20 protein-coding genes and 3 tRNA genes are annotated in these 26,642 nt (G+C 43.6%); 20 read left to right on the top strand and 3 right to left on the bottom strand.

Going from position 1 to position 26,642, the window contains the following annotated elements; translation table 11 throughout:
- Positions 1–13: 13 nt before the first annotated feature.
- The 4 genes from DW182_RS16130 to DW182_RS16115 all read left to right on the top strand — a co-directional run bounded on the left by DW182_RS16130 (position 14) and on the right by DW182_RS16115 (position 5,304).
- Positions 14–1,675, top strand: a complete 1,662-nt coding sequence (locus DW182_RS16130; protein WP_118296172.1) for an OstA-like protein — start codon at positions 14–16, stop codon at positions 1,673–1,675.
- A gap of 5 nt (positions 1,676–1,680) precedes the next feature.
- Positions 1,681–1,971 carry a hypothetical protein gene (locus DW182_RS16125; protein WP_007659566.1) on the top strand — a complete coding sequence of 97 codons (291 nt, stop codon included), beginning with the start codon at positions 1,681–1,683 and terminating at the stop codon, positions 1,969–1,971.
- 97 nt (positions 1,972–2,068) lie between these two features.
- Positions 2,069–3,997, top strand: coding sequence for a DNA mismatch repair endonuclease MutL (mutL, locus tag DW182_RS16120; protein WP_117693933.1), 1,929 nt, complete (start codon positions 2,069–2,071; stop codon positions 3,995–3,997).
- Between the two features lie 113 nt (positions 3,998–4,110).
- Positions 4,111–5,304, top strand: a complete 1,194-nt coding sequence (locus tag DW182_RS16115; protein WP_117693935.1) for an OmpA family protein — start codon at positions 4,111–4,113, stop codon at positions 5,302–5,304.
- Positions 5,305–5,391: 87 nt separating this feature from the next.
- Here the strand turns inward: DW182_RS16115 and trpS are convergent, their stop codons facing one another.
- Both trpS and DW182_RS16105 read right to left on the bottom strand, forming a co-directional pair.
- Positions 5,392–6,486 (bottom strand): tryptophan--tRNA ligase, encoded by a 1,095-nt coding sequence (gene trpS / locus DW182_RS16110; protein ID WP_007659570.1) that lies wholly within the window; start codon positions 6,484–6,486, stop codon positions 5,392–5,394.
- A gap of 73 nt (positions 6,487–6,559) precedes the next feature.
- Positions 6,560–7,201, bottom strand: coding sequence for an HU family DNA-binding protein (locus tag DW182_RS16105; protein ID WP_118296171.1), 642 nt, complete (start codon positions 7,199–7,201; stop codon positions 6,560–6,562).
- A gap of 541 nt (positions 7,202–7,742) precedes the next feature.
- On the opposite strand from DW182_RS16105, the gene carB reads away from it, so the two are divergent.
- From carB to tsf, 13 genes are all read left to right on the top strand, one after another.
- Positions 7,743–10,961, top strand: coding sequence for a carbamoyl-phosphate synthase (glutamine-hydrolyzing) large subunit (gene carB / locus DW182_RS16100; protein WP_007659579.1), 3,219 nt, complete (start codon positions 7,743–7,745; stop codon positions 10,959–10,961).
- A 119-nt stretch (positions 10,962–11,080) separates the two neighbouring features.
- On the top strand, positions 11,081–13,285 hold the full coding sequence (locus tag DW182_RS16095) for an alpha-L-rhamnosidase C-terminal domain-containing protein (protein WP_118296170.1): 2,205 nt from the start codon (positions 11,081–11,083) through the stop codon (positions 13,283–13,285).
- 185 nt (positions 13,286–13,470) lie between these two features.
- Positions 13,471–13,545, top strand: a tRNA-Val gene (locus DW182_RS16090).
- A gap of 30 nt (positions 13,546–13,575) precedes the next feature.
- Positions 13,576–13,650 (top strand) — tRNA-Val (locus DW182_RS16085).
- A 30-nt stretch (positions 13,651–13,680) separates the two neighbouring features.
- A tRNA-Val gene (locus DW182_RS16080) sits at positions 13,681–13,755 on the top strand.
- 151 nt (positions 13,756–13,906) lie between these two features.
- Positions 13,907–15,253 (top strand): adenylosuccinate lyase, encoded by a 1,347-nt coding sequence (gene purB, locus DW182_RS16075; protein WP_022392336.1) that lies wholly within the window; start codon positions 13,907–13,909, stop codon positions 15,251–15,253.
- Positions 15,254–15,398: 145 nt separating this feature from the next.
- Positions 15,399–16,853 carry a pseudouridine synthase gene (locus DW182_RS16070; RefSeq protein ID WP_118296169.1) on the top strand — a complete coding sequence of 485 codons (1,455 nt, stop codon included), beginning with the start codon at positions 15,399–15,401 and terminating at the stop codon, positions 16,851–16,853.
- A gap of 28 nt (positions 16,854–16,881) precedes the next feature.
- On the top strand, positions 16,882–18,285 hold the full coding sequence (asnS, locus tag DW182_RS16065; RefSeq protein WP_118296168.1) for an asparagine--tRNA ligase: 1,404 nt from the start codon (positions 16,882–16,884) through the stop codon (positions 18,283–18,285).
- 141 nt (positions 18,286–18,426) lie between these two features.
- Complete coding sequence (locus DW182_RS16060) at positions 18,427–18,918, top strand: DUF4488 domain-containing protein (protein ID WP_118296167.1); 492 nt, start codon at positions 18,427–18,429, stop codon at positions 18,916–18,918.
- A 289-nt stretch (positions 18,919–19,207) separates the two neighbouring features.
- The gene (gene rplM / locus DW182_RS16055; protein ID WP_007659593.1) at positions 19,208–19,669 is read left to right on the top strand and encodes a 50S ribosomal protein L13; all 462 of its coding nucleotides are present in this window, start codon (positions 19,208–19,210) and stop codon (positions 19,667–19,669) included.
- 5 nt (positions 19,670–19,674) lie between these two features.
- Positions 19,675–20,061, top strand: coding sequence for a 30S ribosomal protein S9 (gene rpsI, locus DW182_RS16050; RefSeq protein WP_007210470.1), 387 nt, complete (start codon positions 19,675–19,677; stop codon positions 20,059–20,061).
- Between the two features lie 174 nt (positions 20,062–20,235).
- A complete protein-coding gene (gene rpsB / locus DW182_RS16045) occupies positions 20,236–21,072 on the top strand; it encodes a 30S ribosomal protein S2 (RefSeq protein ID WP_044532541.1) in 837 nt (278 codons plus the stop codon).
- Between the two features lie 111 nt (positions 21,073–21,183).
- Positions 21,184–22,176 (top strand): translation elongation factor Ts, encoded by a 993-nt coding sequence (tsf, locus tag DW182_RS16040; RefSeq protein ID WP_118296166.1) that lies wholly within the window; start codon positions 21,184–21,186, stop codon positions 22,174–22,176.
- A gap of 129 nt (positions 22,177–22,305) precedes the next feature.
- On the opposite strand, the gene DW182_RS16035 is transcribed toward tsf, so the two are convergent.
- Positions 22,306–22,653 (bottom strand): translation initiation factor, encoded by a 348-nt coding sequence (locus tag DW182_RS16035; RefSeq protein ID WP_117707854.1) that lies wholly within the window; start codon positions 22,651–22,653, stop codon positions 22,306–22,308.
- Between the two features lie 109 nt (positions 22,654–22,762).
- Between DW182_RS16035 and DW182_RS16030 the strand changes: the two genes are divergently transcribed.
- The 3 genes from DW182_RS16030 to DW182_RS16020 all read left to right on the top strand — a co-directional run bounded on the left by DW182_RS16030 (position 22,763) and on the right by DW182_RS16020 (position 26,632).
- Positions 22,763–25,255, top strand: a complete 2,493-nt coding sequence (locus tag DW182_RS16030; RefSeq protein WP_118296165.1) for a DUF5686 family protein — start codon at positions 22,763–22,765, stop codon at positions 25,253–25,255.
- A gap of 97 nt (positions 25,256–25,352) precedes the next feature.
- Positions 25,353–26,015 carry a redox-sensing transcriptional repressor Rex gene (locus DW182_RS16025; protein ID WP_022392328.1) on the top strand — a complete coding sequence of 221 codons (663 nt, stop codon included), beginning with the start codon at positions 25,353–25,355 and terminating at the stop codon, positions 26,013–26,015.
- The gene (locus tag DW182_RS16020) at positions 26,015–26,632 is read left to right on the top strand and encodes a fumarylacetoacetate hydrolase family protein (protein WP_115503185.1); all 618 of its coding nucleotides are present in this window, start codon (positions 26,015–26,017) and stop codon (positions 26,630–26,632) included. The genes DW182_RS16025 and DW182_RS16020 overlap by 1 nt, the downstream gene beginning before the upstream one ends.
- Positions 26,633–26,642 lie beyond the last annotated feature (10 nt).

The following is a 26,642-nucleotide window of genomic DNA, read 5'->3' as shown; positions in this document are numbered from 1 at the left end:
TGATTCTTTTTGTATGCAGAAAAAAAATACAAGAACTAATTTTCTGAACAGGCATAGATTCCTTCTCGCAGGCTTTCTATGCCTGTTTGGTGTCTGTTTACTGAGCGCTCAGGATAAGAAAAAGGAACCTGAAAAGAAGAAAACCCGGGTCGATTTGCTTCATGCTGAAGAGGCACAGGCGGACAAAGTGTTACATCCGGATATCCAGATACTGATCCGGTCGGTGAAGTTGCGTCACGATAGCATGTATATGTATTGTGACAGTGCGTTGATCTACGAAAAGACAAATTCGGTAGAAGCGTTTGGTAATGTTCGTATGGAGCAGGGGGATACGCTTTTTATCTATGGAGATTATCTGTATTATGACGGTATGTCGCAGTTGGCAATGCTTCGTGAAAATGTCCGTATGATCAACCGAAATACTACCTTGACAACTGATAGTTTGAACTACGACCGTTTGTATAATCTGGGTTACTACTTTGAGGGCGGTACATTGACTGATGAAGAGAATGTACTGACGTCTGAGTGGGGGGAATATAGTCCGGCAACGAAAATATCTGTATTCAACCATGATGTGAAGTTGGTGAATCCGAAATTCATATTGACTTCGGATACCTTGAAATATAGCACTGCAACTAAGATAGCCACGATTCTGGGGCCTTCGGATATCGTGAGTGATAATAACCATATCTACTCTGAACGAGGATTTTATAATACTACTACTGAACAAGCTGAACTGCTGGATCGCTCCGTGTTAACTAATGAAGGTAAGAAGTTGACAGGTGACAGCATTTTCTACGATCGTGTATTAGGATACGGTGAAGCATTTGAGAATGTGCAGATGAATGATACTATCAACAAAAACATGTTGACAGGTAACTATTGTTTCTATAATGAAATAACGGGAAGCGCTCTCGCTACTCAGCGTGCTGTCGCCATTGATTATTCACAAGGTGACAGTTTGTTTATGCATGGTGATACGTTACGGTTGATTACTTATAATATAAATACGGATTCCATGTATCGTGAAATGCGTGTTTATCATAAAGTCCGTGCTTACCGTACCGATGTACAGGCTGTGTGCGACTCTTTGGTTTATAATTCAAAAGATTCTTGCATGACGATGTATACTGATCCTATTTTGTGGCACGGTGCGCAACAGGTATTAGGTGAGGAGATCAAGGCATATATGAATGACAGCACTATAGACTGGGTACATATCATTAACCAGGCTTTTACCATAGAACAGAAAGACTCTATCCATTATAATCAGGTGTCGGGTAAAGAGATGAAAGGATTCTTTGTAGCAGGAGACATGCGTCAGGTTGACGTGAACGGTAATGTGCTGGTTATCTTTTATCCGGTAGAAGAGAGAGATAGTAGTTTGATAGGACTGAATTATGCCGAAGGTAGCTTCTTGCGTATGTTGCTGAAGGATAGACGTATGGAGAAAGGTGCTTTTATTGGTAAAGCTAACGGTACGATGTATCCGATGGATCAGATTCCTGCGGAGAAATACAAATTGCCTACCTTTGCTTGGTTTGATTATATTCGTCCGCGAAATAAGGAAGATATATTTGAATGGAGGGGAAAGAAGGCTGGTCAGCAAATGCAGAAATCAGACCGGAAACCTTTAACTTCACCAAGGAATATGAATATTAAACGAAATAAATAAACGCTATGGGAATGTTCACTATGAGAAAGCCGCGCGGCTTTAACCATCCATACATATATGTGGATGAGCGGAAAGAGAAGTTGGCGAAAATGGAAGAGAGCGCCAAGCGTGATTTGGGGATGTTACCTGAAAAAGAGTTTTCACCGGAAGATATCCGGGGGAAGTTTGTAGAAGGAACTACTCATTTGAAGCGACGCAAGGAAAGCGGACGTAAACCGGTACATCTGGGGGTGATATTGGTTATTATTGCCTTGCTGATATACTTGTGGTATGCAATAAGTACCGGAATTATTTAATTTAATTACGAATTACAAATTACGAATTACAATGTGGCATCATGTAATCTGTTGTTATTCGTTATTTGTAATTCATAATTCATAATTTGTAATTATAATGAGCGACATTATTCATTTGCTGCCCGATTCGGTTGCCAATCAGATTGCTGCCGGAGAGGTGATTCAGCGTCCGGCATCTGTGATAAAGGAATTGGTAGAAAATGCGATTGATGCCGAAGCACAAGAAATACACGTATTAGTGACGGATGCAGGAAAAACCTGTATTCAGGTGATTGATGATGGAAAAGGTATGTCCGAAACGGATGCTCGCCTTGCCTTTGAACGCCATGCCACTTCTAAGATAAAAGAAGCAGCCGATTTGTTTGCTTTACGTACGATGGGATTTCGTGGCGAGGCATTGGCCTCTGTGGCTGCGGTAGCAGAAGTAGAATTGAAAACCCGTACGGCAAATGAAGAATTGGGCACACGGATTGTGATAGCTGGTTCTAAAGTAGAAAGTCAGGAAGCGGTATCCTGCCCTAAAGGAAGTAACTTCTCCATTAAAAACTTATTCTTTAATATTCCTGCCCGTCGTAAATTCCTGAAAGCGAATTCTACGGAACTTAGCAATATCCTTACAGAATTTGAACGCATCGCTTTGGTACATCCCGAAGTGGCATTCTATCTATATAGCAATGATACCGAACTGTTTAATTTGCCGGTTATGCCGCTTCGGCAACGTATTCTTGCTGTGTTTGGCAAAAAGCTGAACCAGTATTTGCTATCGGTGGATGTGGATACCACCATGGTGAAGGTATCGGGCTTTGTAGCCAAGCCGGAGACGGCACGAAAGAAAGGTGCTCATCAGTACTTCTTTGTGAATGGCCGTTATATGCGTCATCCATATTTCCATAAAGCAGTGATGGATGCTTATGAACAGCTGATTCCGGCTGGTGAGCAGATCTCTTACTTTATCTATTTTGAGGTAGATCCGGCAAATATAGATGTGAATATACATCCTACAAAGACGGAAATCAAATTTGAAAATGAACAAGCGATTTGGCAGATACTTTCTGCGTCTGTTAAAGAATCATTGGGCAAGTTTAATGCCATACCGTCTATCGATTTTGATACCGAAGGTATGCCTGATATTCCGGCATTTGATCAGACACGCCCGATAGAACCGCCGAAAGTGCATTATAATTCAGACTTCAATCCGTTTAAAACTTCTTCTGCCTCTTCTTATAGCGGTGGCAACTATTCCCGTCCGAAAGTAGACTGGGAAGGATTGTATGATGGGCTGGAAAAAGCCAGCAAAATGAATGCTCCGATGGAAGAAGAACCGTTTGTAGATGAAACAGATTGGGCTTCTGCATCGGTATCGACTGATATGTCTGAAGAACGTACACCATATATACCGGAAACGCAGGCTTCTTCTTCCTTATCTGCACCGTTGTATGCTAATGAGCCGGCAGTGGAAAAGGGAGCGCAGCATTTCCAATTCAAGGGACGTTTTATTCTGACTTCGGTGAAGTCCGGCTTGATGTTGATAGACCAACACAGGGCACATATCCGGGTATTGTTTGAACGTTATATGAATCAGATCAGTCAGAAGCAGGGAGTATCTCAGGGCGTCCTGTTTCCGGAAATCGTACAGTTGCCGGCTTCGGAAGCTGCTGTGTTGGAAAGCATTATGGAAGACTTCTCGGCAGTTGGATTTGAATTAACCCCGTTGGGCGGTGGCAGTTATGCTATCAATGGTATTCCGTCTGGCATTGAAGGGCTGAATCCTGTGGAATTGGTGCGCAATATGGTACATACTGCCATGGAAAAAGGAAATGATGTAAAAGAAGAAGTGCAAACCATATTGGCTTTGACGCTGGCAAAGGCTGCGGCAATCGTTTATGGACAAGTGCTGAGCAATGAAGAAATGGCTAATTTGGTAGATAGCCTGTTTGCTTGCCCTACTCCAAACTATACACCGGATGGACGTACCGTATTGTCAACTATAAAAGAAGAGGATATTGAGAAATTATTCTCGCGATAAAGATTAAAGGTAATAACAAAAAATAATCTCTTTCAAAAACCTTTTAGTGGGGATGGTGTTATTTAGTCAGTTATAATAATGAATTTAAATTAACCACTTAACTATTTAGGTATATGAAAAAGATTCTAATGTTGCTGGCTTTGGCCGGTCTGACTTCTGCCGCCTGGGCGCAGAACAGTACAAGTGAAGTTGTAGAGTATGAAGTAATCCAGGTACAGGATAAGTATCAGGTGATAACGAATCCTTTCTGGAGCAATTGGTTCTTCTCTATTGGCGGTGGTGCCGAAGCTACATTTGGTGATAACGATTCAGCCGGAAGTTTTGGCAAACGTATTAGTCCGACACTGAATGTTTCCGTCGGTAAATGGTTTACCCCTGGTTTAGGATTGCGTTTGCAATATAGCGGTCTTCAAGCAAGAGGTTTCACATATGATGCAGGAGCAGATTATGTAAAAGGCACTCAGATGAAAGACGGTTATTATAAACAGCGTTTTGATTATATGAACCTCCATGCTGATGTGATGTTCAATCTGAATGCGCTTTTCGGTGGTTACAATCAGCATCGTGTTTATGAAATTATTCCTTATGTCGGTGCCGGTTTTACCCACAACTATTCAAAACCTCATCGCGAGGCATTGTCTGTGAATGCAGGTATCATCAATAAATTCCGTATTTCGAATGCATTCGATATTAATCTGGAATTAAGTGCAATGGGCGTTGAAGATAAATTCGATGGTGAAGTTGGTGGCGATCATGGATATGATGGCGTACTGAGTGCTACAGTCGGTTTGACTTACCGTTTCCCTGCCCGTGGTTTCCGTCGTCCGATGCCGCAGTTGATTTCTCAAATCGAGTTGGCTGCTATGCAAGATAAGTTGGCCGCAATGGGTGCGCAGAATGCACAGTTGAAGAATGCTTTGATACAGGCTCAAAACCAACCGGTAGCCGAAGTTACAGAAACAGAAGTAATCGTTCCGGATCCGGATATCGCACCGCGTACTGTATTCTTCACAATCGGTTCTGCTGAACTGTCTCCGCGTGAAATCATGAACCTGTCATATCTGGCAGAACAGATGAAGCAGTTCCCGAATGCAACTTACACCGTGAATGGTTATGCAGACTCTGCAACCGGTACTCCGGCATTCAACAAAGAGTTGAGTTTGAAACGTGCACAAGCTGTTAAAGATGCACTGGTTAAGAATTACGGTATTGCTGCCGACCGCTTGAATATTGAAGCCGGTGGTGGTGTAGACAAATTTGGTCAGCCAATTCTGAACCGTGTGGTATTAGTGAAATCTGCCAATTAATAGTTCTTTCATAAGCAAGGAAACGCCCTGCCTTCTCGTTAATCTATGGGAGGCAGGGCGTTTCTCTATTTGATAATAGTGCGGGAATTATTCTGCACTGAATTTCTTCACCTGTTCAGCTATCAGTTCCGCATCGTCGAAATAGTTTATCTTCATCGCTTTGCGTACATCGTCCAGTGTGGCAGCAGCAACTTCGCGTGCCGCATCACAGCCTTTCTTCAGCATCTCATAGATGGCAGGTATATCTTTCTCAAACTCTTTACGGCGGTTGCGAATCGGTTCCAGTGTCTCCTGCATGATGGAGTTCAGGAATCCTTTCACCTTCATATCACCCAGACCGCCACGCTGATAATGCGCTTTCAGTTCATCGAGATTCGGATAGTCGGGCAGGTAAAGACCGAAGTGTTCGGGACGGCAGAAGGCATCCAGATAGGTGAAGACAGGATTGCCCTCTACTTTACCCGGGTCTTGTACACGCAAGTGATCGGGATCGGTGTACATGCTCTTCACTTTTTTCTGTATTTCGTCGGCAGAGTCGGAAAGGTAGATACAGTTACCCAGGCTCTTGCTCATTTTGGCTTTTCCGTCTGTTCCGGGAAGGCGCAGACAAGCGGCATTGTCGGGCAGAAGGATTTCCGGTTCAACCAGCGTTTCACCATAGATATAGTTGAAGCGACGAACGATTTCGCGGGCTTGCTCCAGCATTGGCTCCTGGTCTTCACCTACAGGGACAGTTGTTGCCTTGAAAGCTGTGATATCTGCTGCCTGGCTAATGGGGTAGGTGAAGAAACCCACGGGAATGCTGGCATCGAAGTTGCGTAGTTGGATTTCGGCTTTCACAGTAGGATTGCGTTGCAGGCGGCTCACAGTTACCATATTCATGAAGTAAAAGCTCAACTCGCATAATTCGGCAATTTGTGATTGGATGAAGATGGTGCTTTTCTCCGGATCCAGTCCGCATGCCAGATAGTCAAGGGCCACTTCGATGACGTTCTGGCGTACTTTTTCCGGATTGTCCACATTGTCTGTTAATGCTTGTGCATCAGCAATGAAGACAAATATCTTGTCATATAAACCGGAGTTTTGCAACTCTACTCTTCTTCTCAATGAGCCTACATAGTGTCCTATGTGCAGGCGTCCTGTTGGGCGGTCGCCCGTGAGGATGATTTTCTCTTTAGTCATATCTATGATTTTCTTTGTTTTTTCTTTCGTGAATTTTAATATGACTGCAAAGATACCGATATTTATCGAAACCTCAAGGAAAAGCTGTTTCTTTCCGCTTCACATAGAGCTTATGCGAACCTCGTCCGTTGGTGCTAATGCCTGTTTCCGGCATTTCCCTCCAGTGCTTCAGTTCCTTGGCGGCGGTGTTTCGCAGCAAACCGGTTAGTTGGCAATAGTCATTCACTCTCATATAAGGATGTTCTTCCAGATATTTTTGTGCCAGTTGTAACCGTTGTTCCGGCGTGTATTTTGAGGATGAGCGGTTGGGCTTTATCTCCGAGCGGTTTAATATGCAGCGTCTTCCGGTTTCCTCGATGAATTGCTTGTCGGCACGGAAATTAATATTCTGTACGCAGATGCTCATCGCATTTCGTCGCTGTCCCTTTTTCTCGCCCGATTCCCGTTCTTTGCCTTTGCGCAATCCCAGTGCTGGCGTGAAGATGCCCAGTCCGTCTACCTTTACCGAATTGCCTTGTGCCATTTGGTAGGCAATTTCTTGTGTGAGCGAGTGTACCAATCCGATGATGTCTCCCGGGGTGAAGGTACTGGCATAATTAATGTTGCTCGCAATGTATTCCAGATTTACTTGGTTCCATAACTTCATGCGTGGAAAGAGGATTCGTTTGCCCTCTTCATTTGGCAGGTTCGACTCCTGCATTTCATATTCAGCCATTGTATTTTAATGCTATTAATGATGTTCGTGCTAACAGTTAATGATAAATGAAGACTCTCCTTAACTTTGAGGTGCCTTCTCTTTAGGGATGGAGATACCTGTGATTAGGAAGAAAAGTTATATTCAGGCTGGAGATAAATATCTTTAAGTTGAAGATGCTTATGTTCAGTTTGAAGATATAGATCTTCAGTGCAAAGATAAAGTTTAAAACCGGAGTGAGAAAGTTTTGTAGTAGGTTTATTGTGTTTTTGTGGTAAGGAGAGTGTGACTTTATAATAAAGCTAATTTCATGGGCTATAATTTGTTTATTATTGAAATAAGTCGTTACTTTGCACAAATTTTAAAGCAACGATGCAACAACACGGGAAAAGAGATACATATAATCTGCATTCGAATGAATTTCATTCGTTAGTCGATGATTTCTCTTTCTCTGAGAAGATATTGTTAGTTCTTTGGTAATGCGTTAATCCTTTGTTGGGTAACGCATTTTTTTTTGTGCCCGAATGTATAGAAAGAAACTTAATAGACAACAAGAGAATATATGGAAAAGAATTTGAAGAAAGTGTTGGTCTTGGGCTCAGGTGCACTCAAGATCGGTCAGGCCGGGGAGTTCGACTATTCCGGTTCGCAAGCATTGAAAGCTTTGCGTGAAGAAGGTATCAGTTCAGTATTGGTAAACCCGAACATTGCGACTATCCAGACTTCGGAAGGTATCGCAGATAAGGTTTATTTCCTGCCTGTAACTACTTATTTCGTAGAAGAAATCATCAAGAAGGAACAACCTGATGGTATCCTGTTGGCTTTCGGTGGTCAGACTGCCTTGAACTGCGGTGCTGAGTTGTACACAAGTGGTATCCTGAACAAATATGGTGTACGCGTATTGGGTACTTCGGTAGAAGCTATCATGTATACGGAAGACCGTGACCTCTTCGTGAAGAAACTGGACGAGATCGAGATGAAGACTCCTGTCAGCCAGGCTGTAGAGAGCATGGAAGATGCTATTGCGGCTGCTGAACGCATTGGCTTCCCGGTTATGGTTCGATCTGCTTACGCACTGGGTGGTTTGGGCAGCGGTATCTGTCAGGATAAGGAAGAGTTCCTGAAACTGGCTGAAAGCTCCTTCGCTTTCTCTAAACAAATTCTGGTAGAAGAGTCTCTGAAAGGTTGGAAAGAAATTGAGTTTGAGGTAATCCGTGATGCAAATGACCACTGCTTTACAGTGGCAAGCATGGAAAACTTCGACCCGCTGGGTATCCATACGGGAGAGTCTATCGTAGTAGCTCCGACTTGTTCACTGACTGACGAACAGGTGAAGATGTTGCAAGACCTCTCTACAAAGTGTATCCGTCACTTGGGTATCGTGGGCGAATGTAACATTCAGTATGCATTCAATGCTGAAACAAACGACTACCGTGTGATCGAGGTAAATGCTCGTCTGTCCCGTTCTTCTGCTTTGGCTTCTAAGGCTACAGGATATCCGTTGGCATTCGTTGCCGCTAAGATTGCATTGGGCTATACGCTCGACCAGATTGGTGAAATGGGAACTCCGAACTCTGCATACGTGGCTCCGCAACTGGATTACCTGATTTGTAAAATCCCTCGTTGGGACTTGACGAAGTTCGTTGGTGTATCTCGCGAAATCGGTTCCAGCATGAAGTCTGTTGGTGAAATCATGTCTATCGGACGCTCTTTCGAAGAAATTATCCAGAAGGGGTTGCGTATGATCGGTCAAGGTATGCATGGATTTGTAGGCAACGACCTGCACTTTGATGATCTGGACCGCGAACTTTCACGTCCTACGGACTTGCGTGTGTTCGCTATTGCTGAAGCTTTGGAAAATGGCTATACAATAGACCGTATCTTCGACCTGACGAAGATCGATCCCTGGTTCCTTGGCAAATTGAAGAACATTGTTGACTATAAGTTGAAACTTTCTCAATATAATAAGGTGGAAGATATTCCGGCAGATGTATTGCGTCAAGCAAAAGTGCTGGGCTTCTCTGACTTCCAGATTGCACGTTTTGTACTCGATCCGCAAGGTAATATGGAGAAGGAAAACCTGATGGTGCGTGCCCGTCGTAAAGAGTTGGGTATTCTGCCGGCAGTGAAGCGTATCAATACCGTAGCTTCCGAGCATCCGGAACTGACTAACTACCTGTACATGACATATGCCGTTGAAGGGTATGATGTGAACTATTATAAGAATGAAAAATCAGTAGTTGTACTGGGTTCCGGTGCTTACCGTATCGGTTCTTCCGTAGAGTTCGACTGGTGTTCGGTAAATGCAGTGCAGACAGCACGCAAGTTGGGTTATAAGTCTATTATGATCAATTACAACCCCGAAACTGTATCTACTGACTACGATATGTGCGACCGTCTTTACTTCGACGAACTTTCTTTCGAACGTGTACTCGATGTTATCGACTTGGAACAGCCTCGTGGTGTAATTGTATCTGTAGGCGGACAGATTCCGAACAATCTGGCAATGAAGCTGCACCGTCAGTCAGTACCCATCTTGGGAACTTCTCCTATCTCTATCGACCGTGCTGAAAACCGTAACAAGTTCTCTGCAATGCTCGACCAACTGGGTATTGACCAGCCGGCTTGGCAGGAACTTACCAGTCTGGAAGATGTGAAAGGTTTCGTAGAAAAGGTCGGTTATCCGGTATTGGTTCGTCCGTCTTATGTGCTTTCGGGTGCTGCGATGAACGTATGCTATGATGAAGAAGAATTGGAAAACTTCTTGAAGATGGCTGCTGAGGTATCAAAGGAATATCCGGTAGTAATCTCTCAATTCTTGCAGAATACAAAAGAAATCGAATTTGATGCTGTAGCACAGAATGGTGAAGTGGTGGAATATGCTATTTCCGAGCATGTGGAATTTGCGGGTGTGCACTCTGGTGATGCTACGTTGGTATTCCCGGCACAGAAGATTTACTTTGCTACGGCACGTCGCATTAAGAAGATCAGCCGTCAGATTGCGAAGGAACTCAATATCTCCGGTCCGTTCAACATCCAGTTCCTGGCACGTAACAATGAAGTGAAGGTTATCGAGTGTAACCTTCGTGCTTCCCGTAGCTTCCCGTTTGTTTCTAAAGTGCTGAAACGCAATTTTATAGAAACTGCTACCCGTATCATGCTGGATGCTCCTTATACACGTCCTGATAAATCAGCATTCGATATTGATTGGATCGGTGTGAAAGCTTCTCAGTTCTCCTTCTCTCGTTTGCACAAGGCAGACCCGGTACTGGGTGTGGATATGTCTTCTACGGGTGAAGTTGGTTGTATTGGTGATGACTTCTCAGAAGCATTGCTGAGTGCAATGATTGCTACAGGTTTCCAGATACCTCAAAAAGGTGTTATGTTCTCTTCCGGTGCAATGAAATCAAAAGTAGATTTGTTGGAGTCCAGTCGTGTACTTTTCGATAAAGGCTACAAGATTTATGCAACGGCAGGTACGGCTGCGTTCTTAAATGCTCATGGTGTATCTACCGAAGCCGTTTACTGGCCGGATGAACGCCCTGATGCTGAGAACAACGTAATGAAGATGATAGCTGAACACAAGTTCGACTTGATCGTTAACATTCCGAAGAATCATACGAAGCGTGAATTGACGAACGGTTACCGTATTCGTCGTGGTGCTATCGACCATAACATTCCGTTGATTACGAATGCTCGTCTGGCAAGTGCCTTTATCGAAGCATTCTGCGAATTGAAGCTGGAAGATATTGCTATCAAGAGTTGGCAAGAATATAAGTAATCAGGTATTTACCTGAAGTTAAAAAAAGAGATGCTAAATTGGCATCTCTTTTTTTTATGCTTATCTTTGTGGGTAAGATAAGGTTTAGTTATTGTTTAACCAGAATGCGTTCTTAAACCATGAAAAAAATCCCCCATTTCTTTATTGTTTTAGTTTGTATATTGGCTGCTGTACAATTAAAGGCAGCAGATGATTTCCTTCCTCAATCCAAATGGATTGGTAGTGAACATTGTCAAAGTACTCCGAATACCTGGCTTTGTTTTCGTAAAACGGTGCATCTGCCCGGCGTTCCGGGTGAGATGATTGCAAATATCGCTGTGGATTCTAAGTATTGGCTATGGATTAACGGCAAGATGGTGGTGTTTGAAGGCGGATTGAAACGGGGGCCTGCTCCCGGAGCGACTTATTATGATCAGGTGGATATTGCCCCTTATCTGGAGAAGGGGGAGAATACCATTGCTCTGCTGGTGTGGCATTTCGGGAAAAACGGATTCAGTCATGTGAATAGTGGAACGGCAGCTTTGTTGTTTTGTGCCCAAGGGGCAAATTTATCCATTGTCAGTGATAAGAGCTGGCAATGTAGTGTGTATCGGGCTTATCAGAATACAGAAGCCCCATTCCCCAATTATCGTTTATCCGAAAGTAATATCCGCTTTGATGCCCGTAAGGAATTGGCAGGTTGGAATATGCCGGATTTCAGTGGAAAGCTGGGAGCATCTATCGAAATTGTGGCTCCGAACGAAATGCCGTTTGGAAAATTGGTAGCCCGTCCCATTCCGATGTGGAAGAATGGTGGGTTAACGGATTATCCGGAAGTAGTCAAAAATGAAAAAGGGGATACTATTCGGTGCCGTTTGCCCTATAATTGTCAGATAACTCCTTATCTGCATGTAAAGGCTCCTGCCGGATTGGTGGTTGGCATGCTGACCGATAATTATACGGGAGGAAGTGCTAATAATGTGAGAGCTGAATACATTACTCGTGAGGGTGAGCAGGAATATGAAAGTTTCGGCTGGATGAATGGTCATGAGGTGCTTTATGTTGTTCCTGCCGGCGTGGAAGTGCTGGGCGTTAAATACCGGGAAACGGGTTATAATGCGGATATGAAAGGTTCTTTCGCATGCGATGATGATTTCTATAATGAATTGTGGAAGCGAAGTGCGCGTACTTTATATATTACCATGCGCGATAATTACATGGACTGTCCTGATCGTGAGCGTGCTCAATGGTGGGGAGATGAAGTAAACGAGTTGGGTGAAGCTTTCTATGTACTTGATCCGCGCGGTTGGCAGTTGGCCGCAAAAGGTATCTATGAATTGATGAACTGGCAACGTCCGGAAGGCGTTATTGCTTCTCCTGTTCCATCGTTGAACTGGTGTAAGGAACTTCCTTTGCAGATGCTTGCGTCTGTAGGCTGGTATGGATTCTACACGCAAGCGTTCTATAGTGACGATTATTCTTTTGTTCCGCATATTTACGACGGCCTGAAGAAGTATTTGCATGAAGTCTGGCAGGTTGATGGCCAAGGTATGCCTGTGGTTCGTCAGGGTGATTGGAGTTGGGGCGATTGGGGAACGGATGTTGATATGGAGGTTCTTACTACCTGTTGGTATTATCTGGCTCTTAAGGCTGAAAAAGAGTTTGCCCTTCATCTGCGTAAACTGTATGATGCCAATCAGATCGGTGAAATGATGAAACGTATCTCTGCGGTTTTTGACGCCCGCTATTGGAATGGTAAGGCTTATCGTTCCAAATTGCATAATGGGGAGACGGATGACCGTGCGCAGGCAATGGCTGTAGTGAGTGGATTGGCACCGGTCGGTAGATATAAAGCTTTGCTAAAGGTTTTCAAGAAGGAATATCATGCCAGTCCTTATATGGAAAAGTATGTAATGGAAGCCTTGTTTATGATGGGCGAACCGGAGTTTGCATTGAAACGTATGCGCGACCGTTATGCTAAAATGATGTCATATCCTTATACCACCTTATTTGAAGGGTGGGGGATAGGCGCCGAAGGTTTTGGTGGAGGCACTATAAATCATGCATGGAGTGGTGGTCCGCTGACTATATTGAGTCAAAAACTGTGTGGAATAGAACCACTTGCTCCCGGATTTAAGCAATTCCGTGTTGCTCCGCAACTGGGTTCGTTGAATAAAGCTTCGGCGGTGGTGCCTACTCTTTATGGTGACATCAGGGTTGATATAAGGCAGCAAGATCATAAACTCGGTATTCAAGTGGTTGTTCCGCAAGGCACCACGGCAGTAGTGGCATTGCCTGGCAGTAAGGAAAAAGTGCTTTCACCGGGTACTCATATTCTTCCGTAAGGCGAAGAATCGGTTTATAGCGATTATGTTGGTGAAATGTCTCAGAAAAAAGTTACTTATTTAAAATGCTGAAATTCAATAAGTATATATCTTTCTGTATAAATTTCTTAGAAAATAGTTCGCAATTGTTTTGGTAATATCAAAATAAGCTGTACCTTTGCATCGCTTTTGAAACGAAAGTGTATGGGCGTTTAGCTCAGCTGGTTCAGAGCATCTGCCTTACAAGCAGAGGGTCGGCGGTTCGAATCCGTCAACGCCCACTAAAAAAAACAAGCACTTTCGGTCCAAAAGGGCGTTTAGCTCAGCTGGTTCAGAGCATCTGCCTTACAAGCAGAGGGTCGGCGGTTCGAATCCGTCAACGCCCACTAAAAAAAACAAGCACTTTCGGTCCAAAAGGGCGTTTAGCTCAGCTGGTTCAGAGCATCTGCCTTACAAGCAGAGGGTCGGCGGTTCGAATCCGTCAACGCCCACAGATGTAAAATTATTAAATAGCCTTGCAAGTTCTTGCAGGGCTATTTTTTTATCTGTTAACGTCCTTTCTTAACTTTCTTATCTCTTTATGGCTTGTTACTCAGAAAAAAACGCTAATTTTGCGGCTCGATAATTATCAAAATACGACGTATGGAACTTGATTTACTTACAGCTATCTCTCCGATTGATGGTCGATATAGAGGAAAAACGGATGCCTTGGCGGCTTATTTCTCGGAGTTTGCCTTGGTGAAATACCGCGTGCAAGTGGAAGTGGAATACTTCATCACCTTGTGCGAGCTGCCTTTGCCGCAGTTGAAAGGCGTAGACAAAAGTGTATTTGAAACTTTAAGAAATATCTATCGTAACTTCTCAGAAGCTGATGCACAGCGTATCAAGGATATTGAGAGTGTGACAAACCACGACGTGAAAGCCGTGGAATATTTCCTGAAGGAGGAGTTTGATAAGATGGGTGGAATGGATGACTATAAAGAGTTTATTCATTTCGGACTGACTTCACAGGATATCAATAATACTTCTGTGCCTCTGTCTATCAAGGAAGCTCTGGAGCAGGTATACTATCCGCAGATAGAGGAATTGATAGCGCAGCTTCGCACGTATGCGGAAGACTGGGCTGCTATTCCTATGCTTGCTAAGACACATGGTCAGCCGGCTTCTCCTACCCGTTTAGGGAAGGAGGTAATGGTGTTCGTTTATCGTCTTGAACGCCAATTGACTACATTAAAGGCTTGCCCCATTACTGCTAAGTTTGGCGGTGCTACCGGAAATTACAATGCACATCATGTTGCCTATCCGGAGTTTGACTGGAAAGCATTCGGCAACAAATTCGTTGCTGAAAAGCTGGGATTGGAACGCGAAGAGTATACTACGCAGATCTCCAATTATGATAATCTTTCCGCTATCTTTGATGCAATGAAACGCATTAATACAGTGATGATCGATATGAACCGTGACTTCTGGCAATATATTTCCATGGAATATTTCAAGCAGAAGATCAAAGCTGGTGAAGTGGGATCCAGTGCTATGCCGCACAAGGTGAATCCGATTGACTTTGAAAATGCGGAAGGTAACTTGGGTATAGCTACTGCAATTCTGGAACATCTGGCTGTGAAATTGCCGGTATCTCGTTTGCAACGCGACCTGACTGATTCTACTGTATTGCGTAATGTAGGCGTTCCGTTTGGACATATCGTGATTGCCATTCAAAGTTCGTTGAAGGGGTTGCGTAAGTTGTTGCTGAATGAAACTGCTATTTATCGTGATTTGGATAATTGCTGGAGCGTGGTAGCTGAGGCTATTCAGACTATCCTGCGCCGTGAAGCATATCCGCATCCGTATGAGGCATTGAAAGCATTGACCCGTACCAACCAGGCTATTACGGAAGCTTCCATAAAAGAATTTATCGAAGGGTTGAATGTAAGCGAAGAGATTAAGAAAGAATTGCGCGTCATTACTCCCCATACATATACAGGTATTTAAAGCAGAGCAAGAAAGAATAGCCGGATAATGAAGCCAACATTTTAAATCCGGTGATTGTTAATATAGTATACATATATAATATAAGGTATAAAAGTGATAATAGAATGGCCGTGAGGCCAACGTTTAATTTTATTCGAATAAAACAATGAGTACAGAAAACGAAACTTGGCGTGACGATTCTTCCAATGAGGAGAATTCAGGCAACAGATTTGACAGAGAAAACAATTACAGCCGTCCGTCTTACAACCGTGAAGGTGGTGACCGACCTTATCGTCCGCGTTTTAACAGCGAGAGTGGTGATCGTTCACAGCGTGCTTACAGCAGTGATCGCCCGTATCGCCCGCGCTTTAATCCTAATGCCGAAGGTGGTGAACGTCCACAACGTTCATATGGTGACCGTCCGTCTTACAACCGTGAAGGTGGCGACCGTCCTTATCGTCCGCGTTATAACAGCGAAGGTGGCGATCGTCCGCAACGCCCATCCTATGGAAATAACAGTGGTGGTGATCGTCCTTACCGTCCTCGCTATAACAGTGAAGGTGGCGACCGTCCTCAGCGTCCTTCTTATGGTGACCGTCCTCAGCGCCCACGTTTTAATAGTGGTGATGGTGGACAGCGTTCCTATAACAATGACCGTCCTTATCGTCCACGCTACAATAGTGGTGATGGTGGCGACCGTCCTCAGCGTCCTTATGGAAGTTCCTCTTATGGTGGTTCTTCTTATGGCGATCGTCCTCAACGTCCGCGTTTTAATCCCAATGGTGGTGGAAGACCGGGTGGATATGGCCGCCCTCAACAACGCCGTACACCGGATTATGATCCGAATGCAAAGTATAGCCGTAAGAAGCAGATAGAATATAAGGAGCAGTTTACTGATCCTAATGAACCGATCCGTTTGAATAAGTTCTTGGCTAATGCAGGTGTTTGCTCTCGTCGTGAGGCAGATGAATTCATCACAGCAGGTGTGGTTTCTGTAAACGGAGCAGTGGTTACAGAGCTCGGAACCAAGATCAAACGCGGTGACGAAGTGAAATTCCACGATCAGCCGGTAAGTATCGAACGTAAGATCTATATCTTGCTGAATAAGCCGAAAGATACTGTAACTACCTCGGATGATCCGCAGGCACGCCGCACGGTAATGGATTTGGTGAAAGGTGCTTGTGATGAACGTATTTATCCGGTAGGTCGTCTGGACCGCAATACTACAGGTGTATTGCTACTGACGAATGACGGTGATTTGGCTTCTAAGTTGACTCATCCGAAGTTCCTGAAGAAGAAGATTTATCACGTACATACAGATAAGAATGTGACAAAAGCTGATATGGATCAGATTGCAGCTGGTATTCAGTTGGATGATGGTGAAATCCATGCAGATGCTATCAGTTATACGGACGATGTTAGACGGGATGAAGTGGGCATTGAAATCCACTCAGGTAAGAACCGTATTGTTCGTCGTATATTTGAGTCACTGGGCTACAAGGTAGTGAAACTCGACCGCGTATTCTTTGCCGGACTGACTAAGAAGGGCTTGCGTCGTGGCGAATGGCGCTATTTGAGCGAACAGGAAGTAAACTACCTGCGCATGGGCTCTTTTGAGTAATTATATAATATAGGTTTAACACAAATTTATGGAAAAGATTAGTAGAACAAAGATTGTTGACGTATTGAAGCGCGAAGATTTTGGCGCTATGGTCAACGTGAAAGGCTGGGTTCGTACCCGCAGAGGTAGTAAACAAGTTAATTTTATCGCCCTGAATGACGGTTCTACAATAAATAATGTGCAGGTTGTGGTAGATTTGGCAAACTTTGATGAAGAGATGCTGAAAGACATTACTACCGGTGCTTGTCTGAGCGTGAATGGTGAACTGACGGAATCTGTAGGTTCCGGCCAGAAAGCTGAGATTCAAGCTCGTGAAATTGAAGTTCTGGGAACTTGTGATAATACATATCCTTTGCAAAAGAAAGGCCATACACTGGAGTTTCTGCGTGAGATTGCTCACTTGCGTCCCCGTACGAATACTTTTGGTGCAGTGTTCCGCATTCGTCATAACATGGCGATAGCTATCCATACTTTTTTCCATCAGAAAGGTTTCGTCTATTTCCATACACCTATCATCACGGCTTCTGACTGTGAAGGTGCCGGACAAATGTTCCAGGTAACAACGAAGAACCTCTATGATTTGAAGAAGGATGAAGCCGGTTCTATCATTTATGATGACGACTTCTTTGGTAAGCAGGCCAGTCTGACGGTTTCCGGACAGCTGGAAGGTGAACTTGCTGCTACGGCATTGGGAGCTATTTATACGTTTGGTCCTACATTCCGTGCAGAAAACTCCAATACTCCACGCCATTTGGCTGAGTTCTGGATGGTAGAACCGGAAGTTGCGTTCAATGACATTACGGACAACATGGATCTGGCAGAAGAGTTTATCAAGTTCTGTGTGAAGTGGGCTTTGGATAACTGCGCTGATGATGTGAAGTTCCTCAACGATATGTTCGACAAAGGTTTGATTGAACGTCTGCAAAGTGTATTGAAGGAATCTTTCGTACGTTTGCCTTATACGGACGGTATTAAGATACTGGAAGAGGCTGTTGCTAAAGGTCGTAAGTTCGAATTCCCGGTATACTGGGGTGTAGACCTAGCTTCTGAGCACGAACGTTATCTCGTGGAAGAACACTTCAAACGTCCGGTTATCCTGACTGACTATCCGAAGGAAATCAAAGCGTTCTACATGAAGCAGAACGAAGATGGTAAAACGGTACGTGCAATGGACGTATTGTTCCCGAAGATTGGTGAGATTATTGGTGGTTCCGAGCGCGAAGCGGATTACAACAAGTTGTTGACGCGTATTGACGAAATGCATATACCTATGAAGGATATGTGGTGGTATCTCGATACCCGTAAGTTCGGTACGTGTCCTCACTCAGGTTTTGGTCTGGGCTTTGAGCGTTTGCTTCTGTTCGTGACGGGTATGGCGAATATTCGTGATGTGATACCTTTCCCGCGTACACCGCGTAATGCAGAGTTTTAACTCATAAATAAACAGATGAAGTAGCCCGCACAATCTTGGTTGTGCGGGCTCTTTTTTTATAGATAAATTGTTATAATATCAAAATAAATACTTATATTTGTGACAGTCAGATGCCAATACGTTAACCCAATATATACGAACATGAAGAAGAAGTATTTCATTACCATGTTGGCAGCGGTGCTGCTGGCGGTAACAGGAGCGATGGCACAAAAAAAAGCGAGTTTCAAACCTGCAGATTTGAAAGGCATCTGGCAGTTGTGTCACTATGTATCTGAAATTCCGGATGTTCCCGGTGCTTTGAAGCCCAGTAACACGTTTAAGGTGTTGAGCGACGACGGGCGTATCGTCAATTTTACTCTTATTCCCGGCAAAGATGCTATAATCACCGGATATGGTACCTATACCCAACTGACGGATAATAGCTATCGGGAAAGTATTGAGAAAAACATTCACCTGCCCATGCTGGATAATAAAGATAATATTCTGGAGTTTGAGATGGGAGAGGGTGGACTTATGCATCTGAAGTATTTTATTTCTAAAGATTTGAACGGCAACGAACTGAACTGCTGGTATCATGAAACCTGGAAACGGGTAATGATGCCACTTGCATTCCCTGAAGACATTGTCCGTTAAAGCGGGTTGTCCTAATATGATAAGCAGTGTTACGATGCATAACAAGTAATCTTGTGCATCGTAACACTGCTTGTTTTGTGTCCTAACATTGCTTGTGATTGATAGTTAGCTTCTTTAAAAAAAAGAAGAAAACGTTTGCCAGTTTTGGGAAAATCCGTACCTTTGCAAGCCGATTATTATCTAATAAGGATAAGCGATTAATTCAGAGCGAGTTAATCTACCTTTGTCCGGGGTAGCTAATCCGTAATGAAGATTTTTTTAGTAGTAACATTTAAAAAACAAATCAAGAGTGGATACTTTAAGTTACAAGACCATTTCTGCAAACAAAGCTACGGTAACCAAAGAATGGGTTATTGTTGACGCTACAGACCAAGTATTGGGTCGTCTGGGCGCAAAAGTTGCGAAACTGTTGAGAGGAAAGTATAAACCAAACTTTACTCCTCACGTAGATTGCGGTGATAATGTAATCATTATCAATGCCGACAAAGTTAAAATGACAGGTAATAAGTGGACTGACAAAGTGTATTTGTCATACACAGGTTATCCCGGTGGTCAGAGAGAAATGACTCCTGCTCGTCTGCAGGCTAAACCGAACGGTGATGACAGACTGTTGAGAAAAGTAGTAAAGGGTATGTTGCCTAAGAACAAATTGGGCGCTAAATTGCTGAGTAATATGTACGTATATGCCGGCAGCGAGCACAAACATGACGCTCAGAACCCGAAATCAATTGATATAAACTTACTTAAATAATAGATATGGAAGTAGTAAATGCATTAGGCAGACGTAAAAGTGCAATTGCACGCATTTTCGTAACCGAAGGTACAGGAAAGATTACTATTAACAAGAGAGACCTTGCAGAGTACTTTCCATCAACTATTCTTCAGTATGTAGTAAAACAACCGCTGAGCAAGCTGGGTGTTGCTGAAAAATATGATATTAAAGTAAATCTTTGCGGTGGTGGTTTCACCGGTCAGTCTCAGGCTTTGCGTTTGGCTATTGCCCGCGCATTGGTGAAGATGAATGCTGAAGACAAAGCTGCTCTTCGCGCTGAAGGCTTCATGACTCGTGACCCGCGTTCTGTTGAACGTAAGAAACCGGGACAACCGAAAGCTCGTAGAAGATTCCAGTTCAGTAAACGTTAAGAGTTGCAGAAACGTTGGGGCGGACAAGTTGCTTAATTCTCAACTTTTATCTCTCAACTCTCAACTGAAAGAGCGTTTAGTATCTAAACTACCGGGACTCTGGAATGATAGACTACCCGGCGGTTGGTTTAGAAAAAACAAAAAAGAAAGTAAACGATTTAAAGAAAAAACAAGATGTCAAGAACAAATTTTGATACATTATTGGAAGCCGGTTGCCACTTTGGTCACCTCAAAAGAAAGTGGAATCCTGCAATGGCTCCTTATATTTTCATGGAACGCAATGGTATCCATATCATTGACCTCCACAAGACAGTTGCTAAAGTAGACGAAGCTGCTGAAGCTTTGAAGCAAATTGCTAAATCAGGAAAGAAAGTCCTGTTCGTTGCTACTAAAAAACAAGCTAAACAAGTGGTTGCTGATAAAGCTGCCTCTGTAAATATGCCTTATGTAATCGAGCGTTGGCCGGGCGGTATGTTGACTAACTTCCCTACTATCCGCAAGGCTGTTAAGAAGATGGCTACCATCGACAAATTGACAAATGACGGTACGTACTCTAATCTGTCTAAGAGAGAAATCCTGCAGATTTCACGTCAACGTGCTAAGCTGGACAAGACTTTGGGTTCTATTGCTGACCTGACTCGTCTGCCGTCTGCACTGTTCGTTATCGATGTTATGAAAGAAAACATCGCAGTTCGCGAAGCTAACCGTTTGGGTATCCCCGTATTCGGTATCGTTGATACGAACTCTGATCCTTCTAACATTGATTTCGTTATCCCGGCTAATGATGATGCTACTAAATCAGTAGAAGTAATTCTGGATGCTTGCTGCGCCGCTATGCAGGAAGGTTTGGAAGAAAGAAAAGCTGAAAAAGTAGACATGGAAGCAGCTGGTGAAGCTCCTGCCAATAAAGGCAAGAAGAAAGCTACAAAAGCAAGACTCGACAAATCTGACGAGGAAGCAATCAATGCAGCTAAGGCTGCTGCTTTCCTGAAGGAAGACGAAGAGGCTTAATCATACTTGAATGGTAAGATGGTAAAATGATAAGATGATAATGTCGTCTTACCATCCTATCATCTTACCATTCTATCATTTTGAATATTAATTATAAAAAGAAAATATATTATGGCTGTAACAATGGCTGATATTACCAAACTCCGTAAAATGACCGGAGCAGGTATGATGGACTGCAAGAATGCGTTGACGGAAGCTGAAGGCGATTTCGACAAGGCAATGGAAATAATCCGTAAGAAGGGACAGGCTGTTGCCGCTAAGCGTTCAGACCGTGAAGCTTCTGAAGGTTGTGTTCTGGCTAAGACTACCGGTAACTTTGCCGTTATCATTGCTTTGAAGTGTGAAACTGACTTCGTGGCTCAGAATGCTGATTTTATAAAATTGACTCAAGATATTCTGGATCTTGCTGTAGCTAACAACTGCAAGACTTTGGATGAGGTAAAAGCATTGCCGATGGGTAACGGTACTGTACAGGATGCAGTGACTGACCGTAGCGGTATTACAGGTGAGAAGATGGAGCTTGACGGCTATTTGACTGTAGAGGGTGCAAGCACTGTCGTTTACAATCACATGAATAGAAACGGTCTTTGCACGATCGCTGCTTTCAACAAAGAAGTTAACGAACAGTTGGCTAAGGAAGTGGCTATGCAGATTGCAGCTATGAATCCTCTTGCAATTGATGAGGACGGCGTTTCTGAAGATGTGAAGCAGAAAGAGATTGAAGTTGCTATCGAAAAGACAAAAGCAGAACAGGTACAGAAAGCTGTTGAGGCTGCTTTGAAGAAAGCAAATATCAATCCGGCTCACGTGGACAGCGAAGACCACATGGAAAGCAACATGGCTAAAGGTTGGATTACAGCTGAAGATGTAGCAAAAGCAAAAAAAATCATTGCTACTGTTTCTGCTGAAAAGGCTGCACACCTGCCTGAACAAATGATCCAGAACATCGCTAAAGGTCGTCTGGCTAAGTTCTTGAAAGAAGTTTGCTTGCTGAATCAGGAAAATATTATGGATTCTAAGAAGACTGTAAGAGAAGTGTTGGCAGCAGCTGACCCTGAATTGAAGATTGTAGATTTCAAGCGTTTCACTTTGAAAGCTGAATAATTCAACTCAATATATATATAGAAAACGACCGCACGGGAATTTCCGTTGCGGTCGTTTTTTTATGCATATTTGCTTCTTTTAGAAGAAGTGATATACTTACTGATAGACCGTCTGTTTCGGTGAACCGGATTATCCGACCGGCTTAGTCTGCGTATATCCCTCCTTTTTAAGTAGTTCCAGCACTTTCTGCTTGAAATCTCCTTGTACGATGATTTCTCCGTCTTTGGCACTTCCGCCTACGCCACATTTAGACTTCAGCAATTTACCTAATTCCTTCAGGTCATTCTCCGTACCTACGAAACCTGTGACAAGTGTGACTACTTTTCCTCCTCTATTCTTGCGATCCAACTGAACACGCAATTTCTGTTGAGAAGCTTCCGGGGTAACTTGTTCCCCATTATCTTCCATTTCATAACTATAGTCCGGATTGGTAGAATAAACCACATTCAACCGTTCTTTCCAATCATTATTCTTCATATTCGTTCTGTTTTAAGAATCAAAAGTAATATTTTGCGTGGAACTTTGCAATCTTTTGAGACTTTTGTCGTCTAATAGAAAACGCTAATTAGCTTCAAGTATACGAAATATGAAAAGAATCATCTGGCTATTTCTATTGTCTTTGGTTACTCTACTATCTTTTTCGCAATCTTTCAAGGGTACTGTTACGGATACTGATGGGAAGCCGGTTCCTTATGCCGCCCTCTATCTAAGAGAAATGAAGTCAGGTTTAACTACCGATGAGCATGGGCGGTTTCAAACGAAATTATCTGCCGGACAATATACCTGTGAGGTCTCTTCTTTAGGATTCATATCCCAGACCTTTACTTTTCAAATGCTGAATCGTGATTATGAGAAGGATATAGTGCTTGCCGAACGTACCTATAGCCTGCCGGAAGTAAGCATCACCAAGGGAAATGAAGATCCCGTCTATGCAGTGATGCGCAAAGCGATAGCGCGTGCTCCTTATTATCGTACTCAGATAAAAAGCTATACAGCCGGTACATATCTGAAAGGAACCGGTAAAGGGATCGCTATTCCTGCTGTCCTGAAACTATCCAAAGAGGTGCGGAAAGATGCAAAAGAATGGCTTGGAAAGCTGTTTGTCTTGGAGCAACAGCAGATCGTGAATTTTACTGCTCCCAATATCTGGAATAATAAGGTATTAGCCAATAAAAACTCTTTTCCTGAGGAAATACAGGTGGACATGGGGATAACTACAGTTAATCTCTATACTTCTGAACTTTTCGGTAAAGTCTCTCCTTTAAACAAAAATGCCTTTTCATACTATCGTTTTAAACTTGACGCTTGTTTTGTAGAAGAAGGGCAAATGATAAATAAGATCCGTGTGATTCCCAAGAAAGATGATAACCGTTTGCTGGAAGGAGACCTGTTCATTGTAGAAGATTTGTGGTGTATATCGGCTGCTGATGTCAATGTTCGTGCTACCGGGCTGAAAGCAAAGATTAAGATCACTTGCAAGGAAGTACAGTCTTCTGTCTTTCTGCCGGTTTCTATTACTACCTCTTCTACCATCGATATAATGGGTTTCAAGGCAGAGGCTTCCTATCTGGCGGCAATACACTATAGAGAGGTAAAAACGGATATCCAGCCGGAAACCAATACGGATACAACAACAAAACCTGTAGTTACCACCACCGCAATGGTGCAGCCAAAGAAACATAAATTTGAACGTCCGGCACGGATCGGACGCAAAGATACTCAGGTTGATTCGCTTGCCGACAAGCGAGATTCTCTTTATTGGACCACTATCCGTAACGTGCCGTTGCGGTTGGAAGAAGTGCAGAGTTATCAATATAAAGAAGAAAAGATTGCTTTGAAAGATTCGTCACCCGGAGAAAAGTCCGGGAAGAAAACAGTAGTCGGGCAAGTACTGAACACCATTATGTGGGGAAAGACTTTCAGAACTTCCAATAAAAGTGCTTGGCTCACTTTACCCGGTCTTTCCGCTTATATTCCCGAATATAATTTTGTGGATGGTTTCTGGTTAGGAGTTAAGCTGAAGACGGGAGTGAAGTTGTCAGAATCCTCAACGCTTCGTTTTGTGCCTTCTTTCTACTATACTACAGCTCGTAAAAACTGGATTGGGCAAGGAGAATTGACACTGGATTATGTTCCCCGGAACCGTGGCTATTTATCCCTTTCCGGAGGTCTTATGTCTGCCGATTATAATTCGGAAAGCGGAGAATCCCGTTTGATTAATAGTATGTCCAGCTCGTTGTTCGGCCATAACCATCTGAAGCTTTATGAGAATACTTTCTTCACAGTTGACCATGCGATAGAGCCGGCTAACGGATTACTTTTTTCTTCCTCACTTTCTTGGCAACGCAGGAAGATGCTGGATAACCATATTCGTAAAAGTTGGTTCAAGAGGGATGCCGAACCGAATATTCCGGAAAACACTGCTTTCCGGCCGATGCCTGAGAATGATATCCTGAAAGCTTCTTTTGAGTTGGAGTATACTCCGGTTCACTACTATCACATGTCGCAAGGTAAGAAAGTGTATGAAGCTTCCCGTTATCCTACATTTGCCCTGAAATATGACAGAGCCTTCCCTATGAGCGGTAGCCGTTATCTGACCTCGTACCACCTGATGCAATTCTCTGCCAAACAGAAAATCGAGTTCGGCATGTTCAATCGTCTGTATTGGTCAGTGAATGCAGGCTCATTCTTTGATGCCAAGAATCTCCAGTTCCCCGACTTCAAGCATTTTGCTTCTACCCGCATACTGGTTACGGAACGTTCTTTCGATACCGGGTTTAGTTTACTGGATAACTATGCTTTGTCCACTAATACCCGCTGGACACAGGCTAATGTCTCCTGGTATACTCCATATCTGCTTTTGAAACATCTTCCTTTTCTGTCAAGAAAAGCATTTGATGAAGCATTGCATCTTCGTTCCATTGTGATATATGGTCGGCGTCCCTATACGGAGATCGGATATTCGATCGGGTTTTCCGATAGGGCACGGATAGGAGTCTTTGCCGGTTTCGATTGTCTGAAGTTCCATTCGGTGGGAGTTTCCCTTAGTTTACCGTTATCTCTCTTTGGCGATCAATAAAACTTTTGTAGAAATTATGTTAACTTTCTTCTATAGGACTATTCTTTTCAGAAAAAAACGTATTTTTGTCAACCCGTAACCGAAAGAAATGAAGAAAATGACCACGAACCAGGCAATTCAATATAAGGATAGCATGAAAGTGCCGGAGCCTACTTTGCGCAGGTTGCCGTGGTACTTGTCGAATGTTAAGCTGCTCAAGCAGCGGGGCGAACGGTACGTCTCTTCTACACAGATATCCAAAGAAATCAATATAGATGCTTCCCAGATAGCCAAGGATTTGTCGTATGTCAACATCTCCGGGCGTACGCGTGTGGGCTACGAAGTCGATACTCTGATAGCCGTATTGGAAGACTTCCTCGGATTTACCGATATGCATAAAGCATTTCTGTTTGGAGTAGGTAGCTTGGGTGGTGCATTGTTGCGCGACTCCGGTTTGAAGCATTTCGGGCTGGAAATTGTAGCGGCATTTGATGTGAACCCGGAATTGGTAGGCACTACATTGAACGGAATTCCGATCTTCCATTCCAGTGAATTCGAGCAGAAGATGCGCGAATATGATGTGAACATCGGTGTGCTGACTGTACCTATCGAGATAGCCCAATGCATTACGGACACCATGATAGCCGGTGGCATCAAAGCTGTATGGAACTTTACGCCGTTCCGTATCCGTGTGCCGGAAAATATCGTTGTTCAGAATACTTCTCTATATGCTCATTTGGCGGTGATGTTCAACCGCCTGAATTTTAACGAAATCAAATAATGAAGATTATTGCTGTCGGAATGAACTATGCACTGCACAATAAAGAGCTGGGGCATACGTTAGTTAATAAAGAGCCGGTTATCTTCATGAAGCCCGACTCGGCTATATTGAAAGACGGAAAGCCTTTCTTTATTCCCGATTTTTCGGATGAGGTTCATTACGAAACTGAGGTGGTGGTACGTATCTGCCGTTTGGGAAAAAACATTGCGCCGCGTTTTGCCAACCGTTACTATGACGCAGTGACTGTAGGCATCGACTTTACGGCACGCGACTTACAACGTAAGTTCCGTGAAGCGGGTAATCCCTGGGAACTTTGCAAAGGGTTTGACAATTCGGCAGCTATCGGAACTTTTGTTCCTTTGGAGCAGGCAGGAGGCGATTTGCAGCAGCTTGATTTCCGTCTGGAAATAGACGGAAGGGAAGTACAGCATGGCAATACTTCGGATATGCTTTTCAAAGTGGATGAGATAATTGCATACGTCAGCCGCTTTATGACGCTGAAAATTGGTGACCTGTTGTTTACGGGAACTCCCGCAGGCGTAGGCCCGGTACAGATAGGACAGCATTTACAAGGATACCTCGGAGAAGATAAGTTGCTCGACTTTTATATTCGTTGAGTCAATTTAT

The sequence above is a fragment of the Bacteroides sp. AM16-24 genome, from assembly GCF_003471885.1.
Lineage (GTDB): Bacteria > Bacteroidota > Bacteroidia > Bacteroidales > Bacteroidaceae > Bacteroides.
Note: the sequence above shows the minus strand (reverse complement) of the source record. Positions and strands in the feature narration are given on the sequence as shown.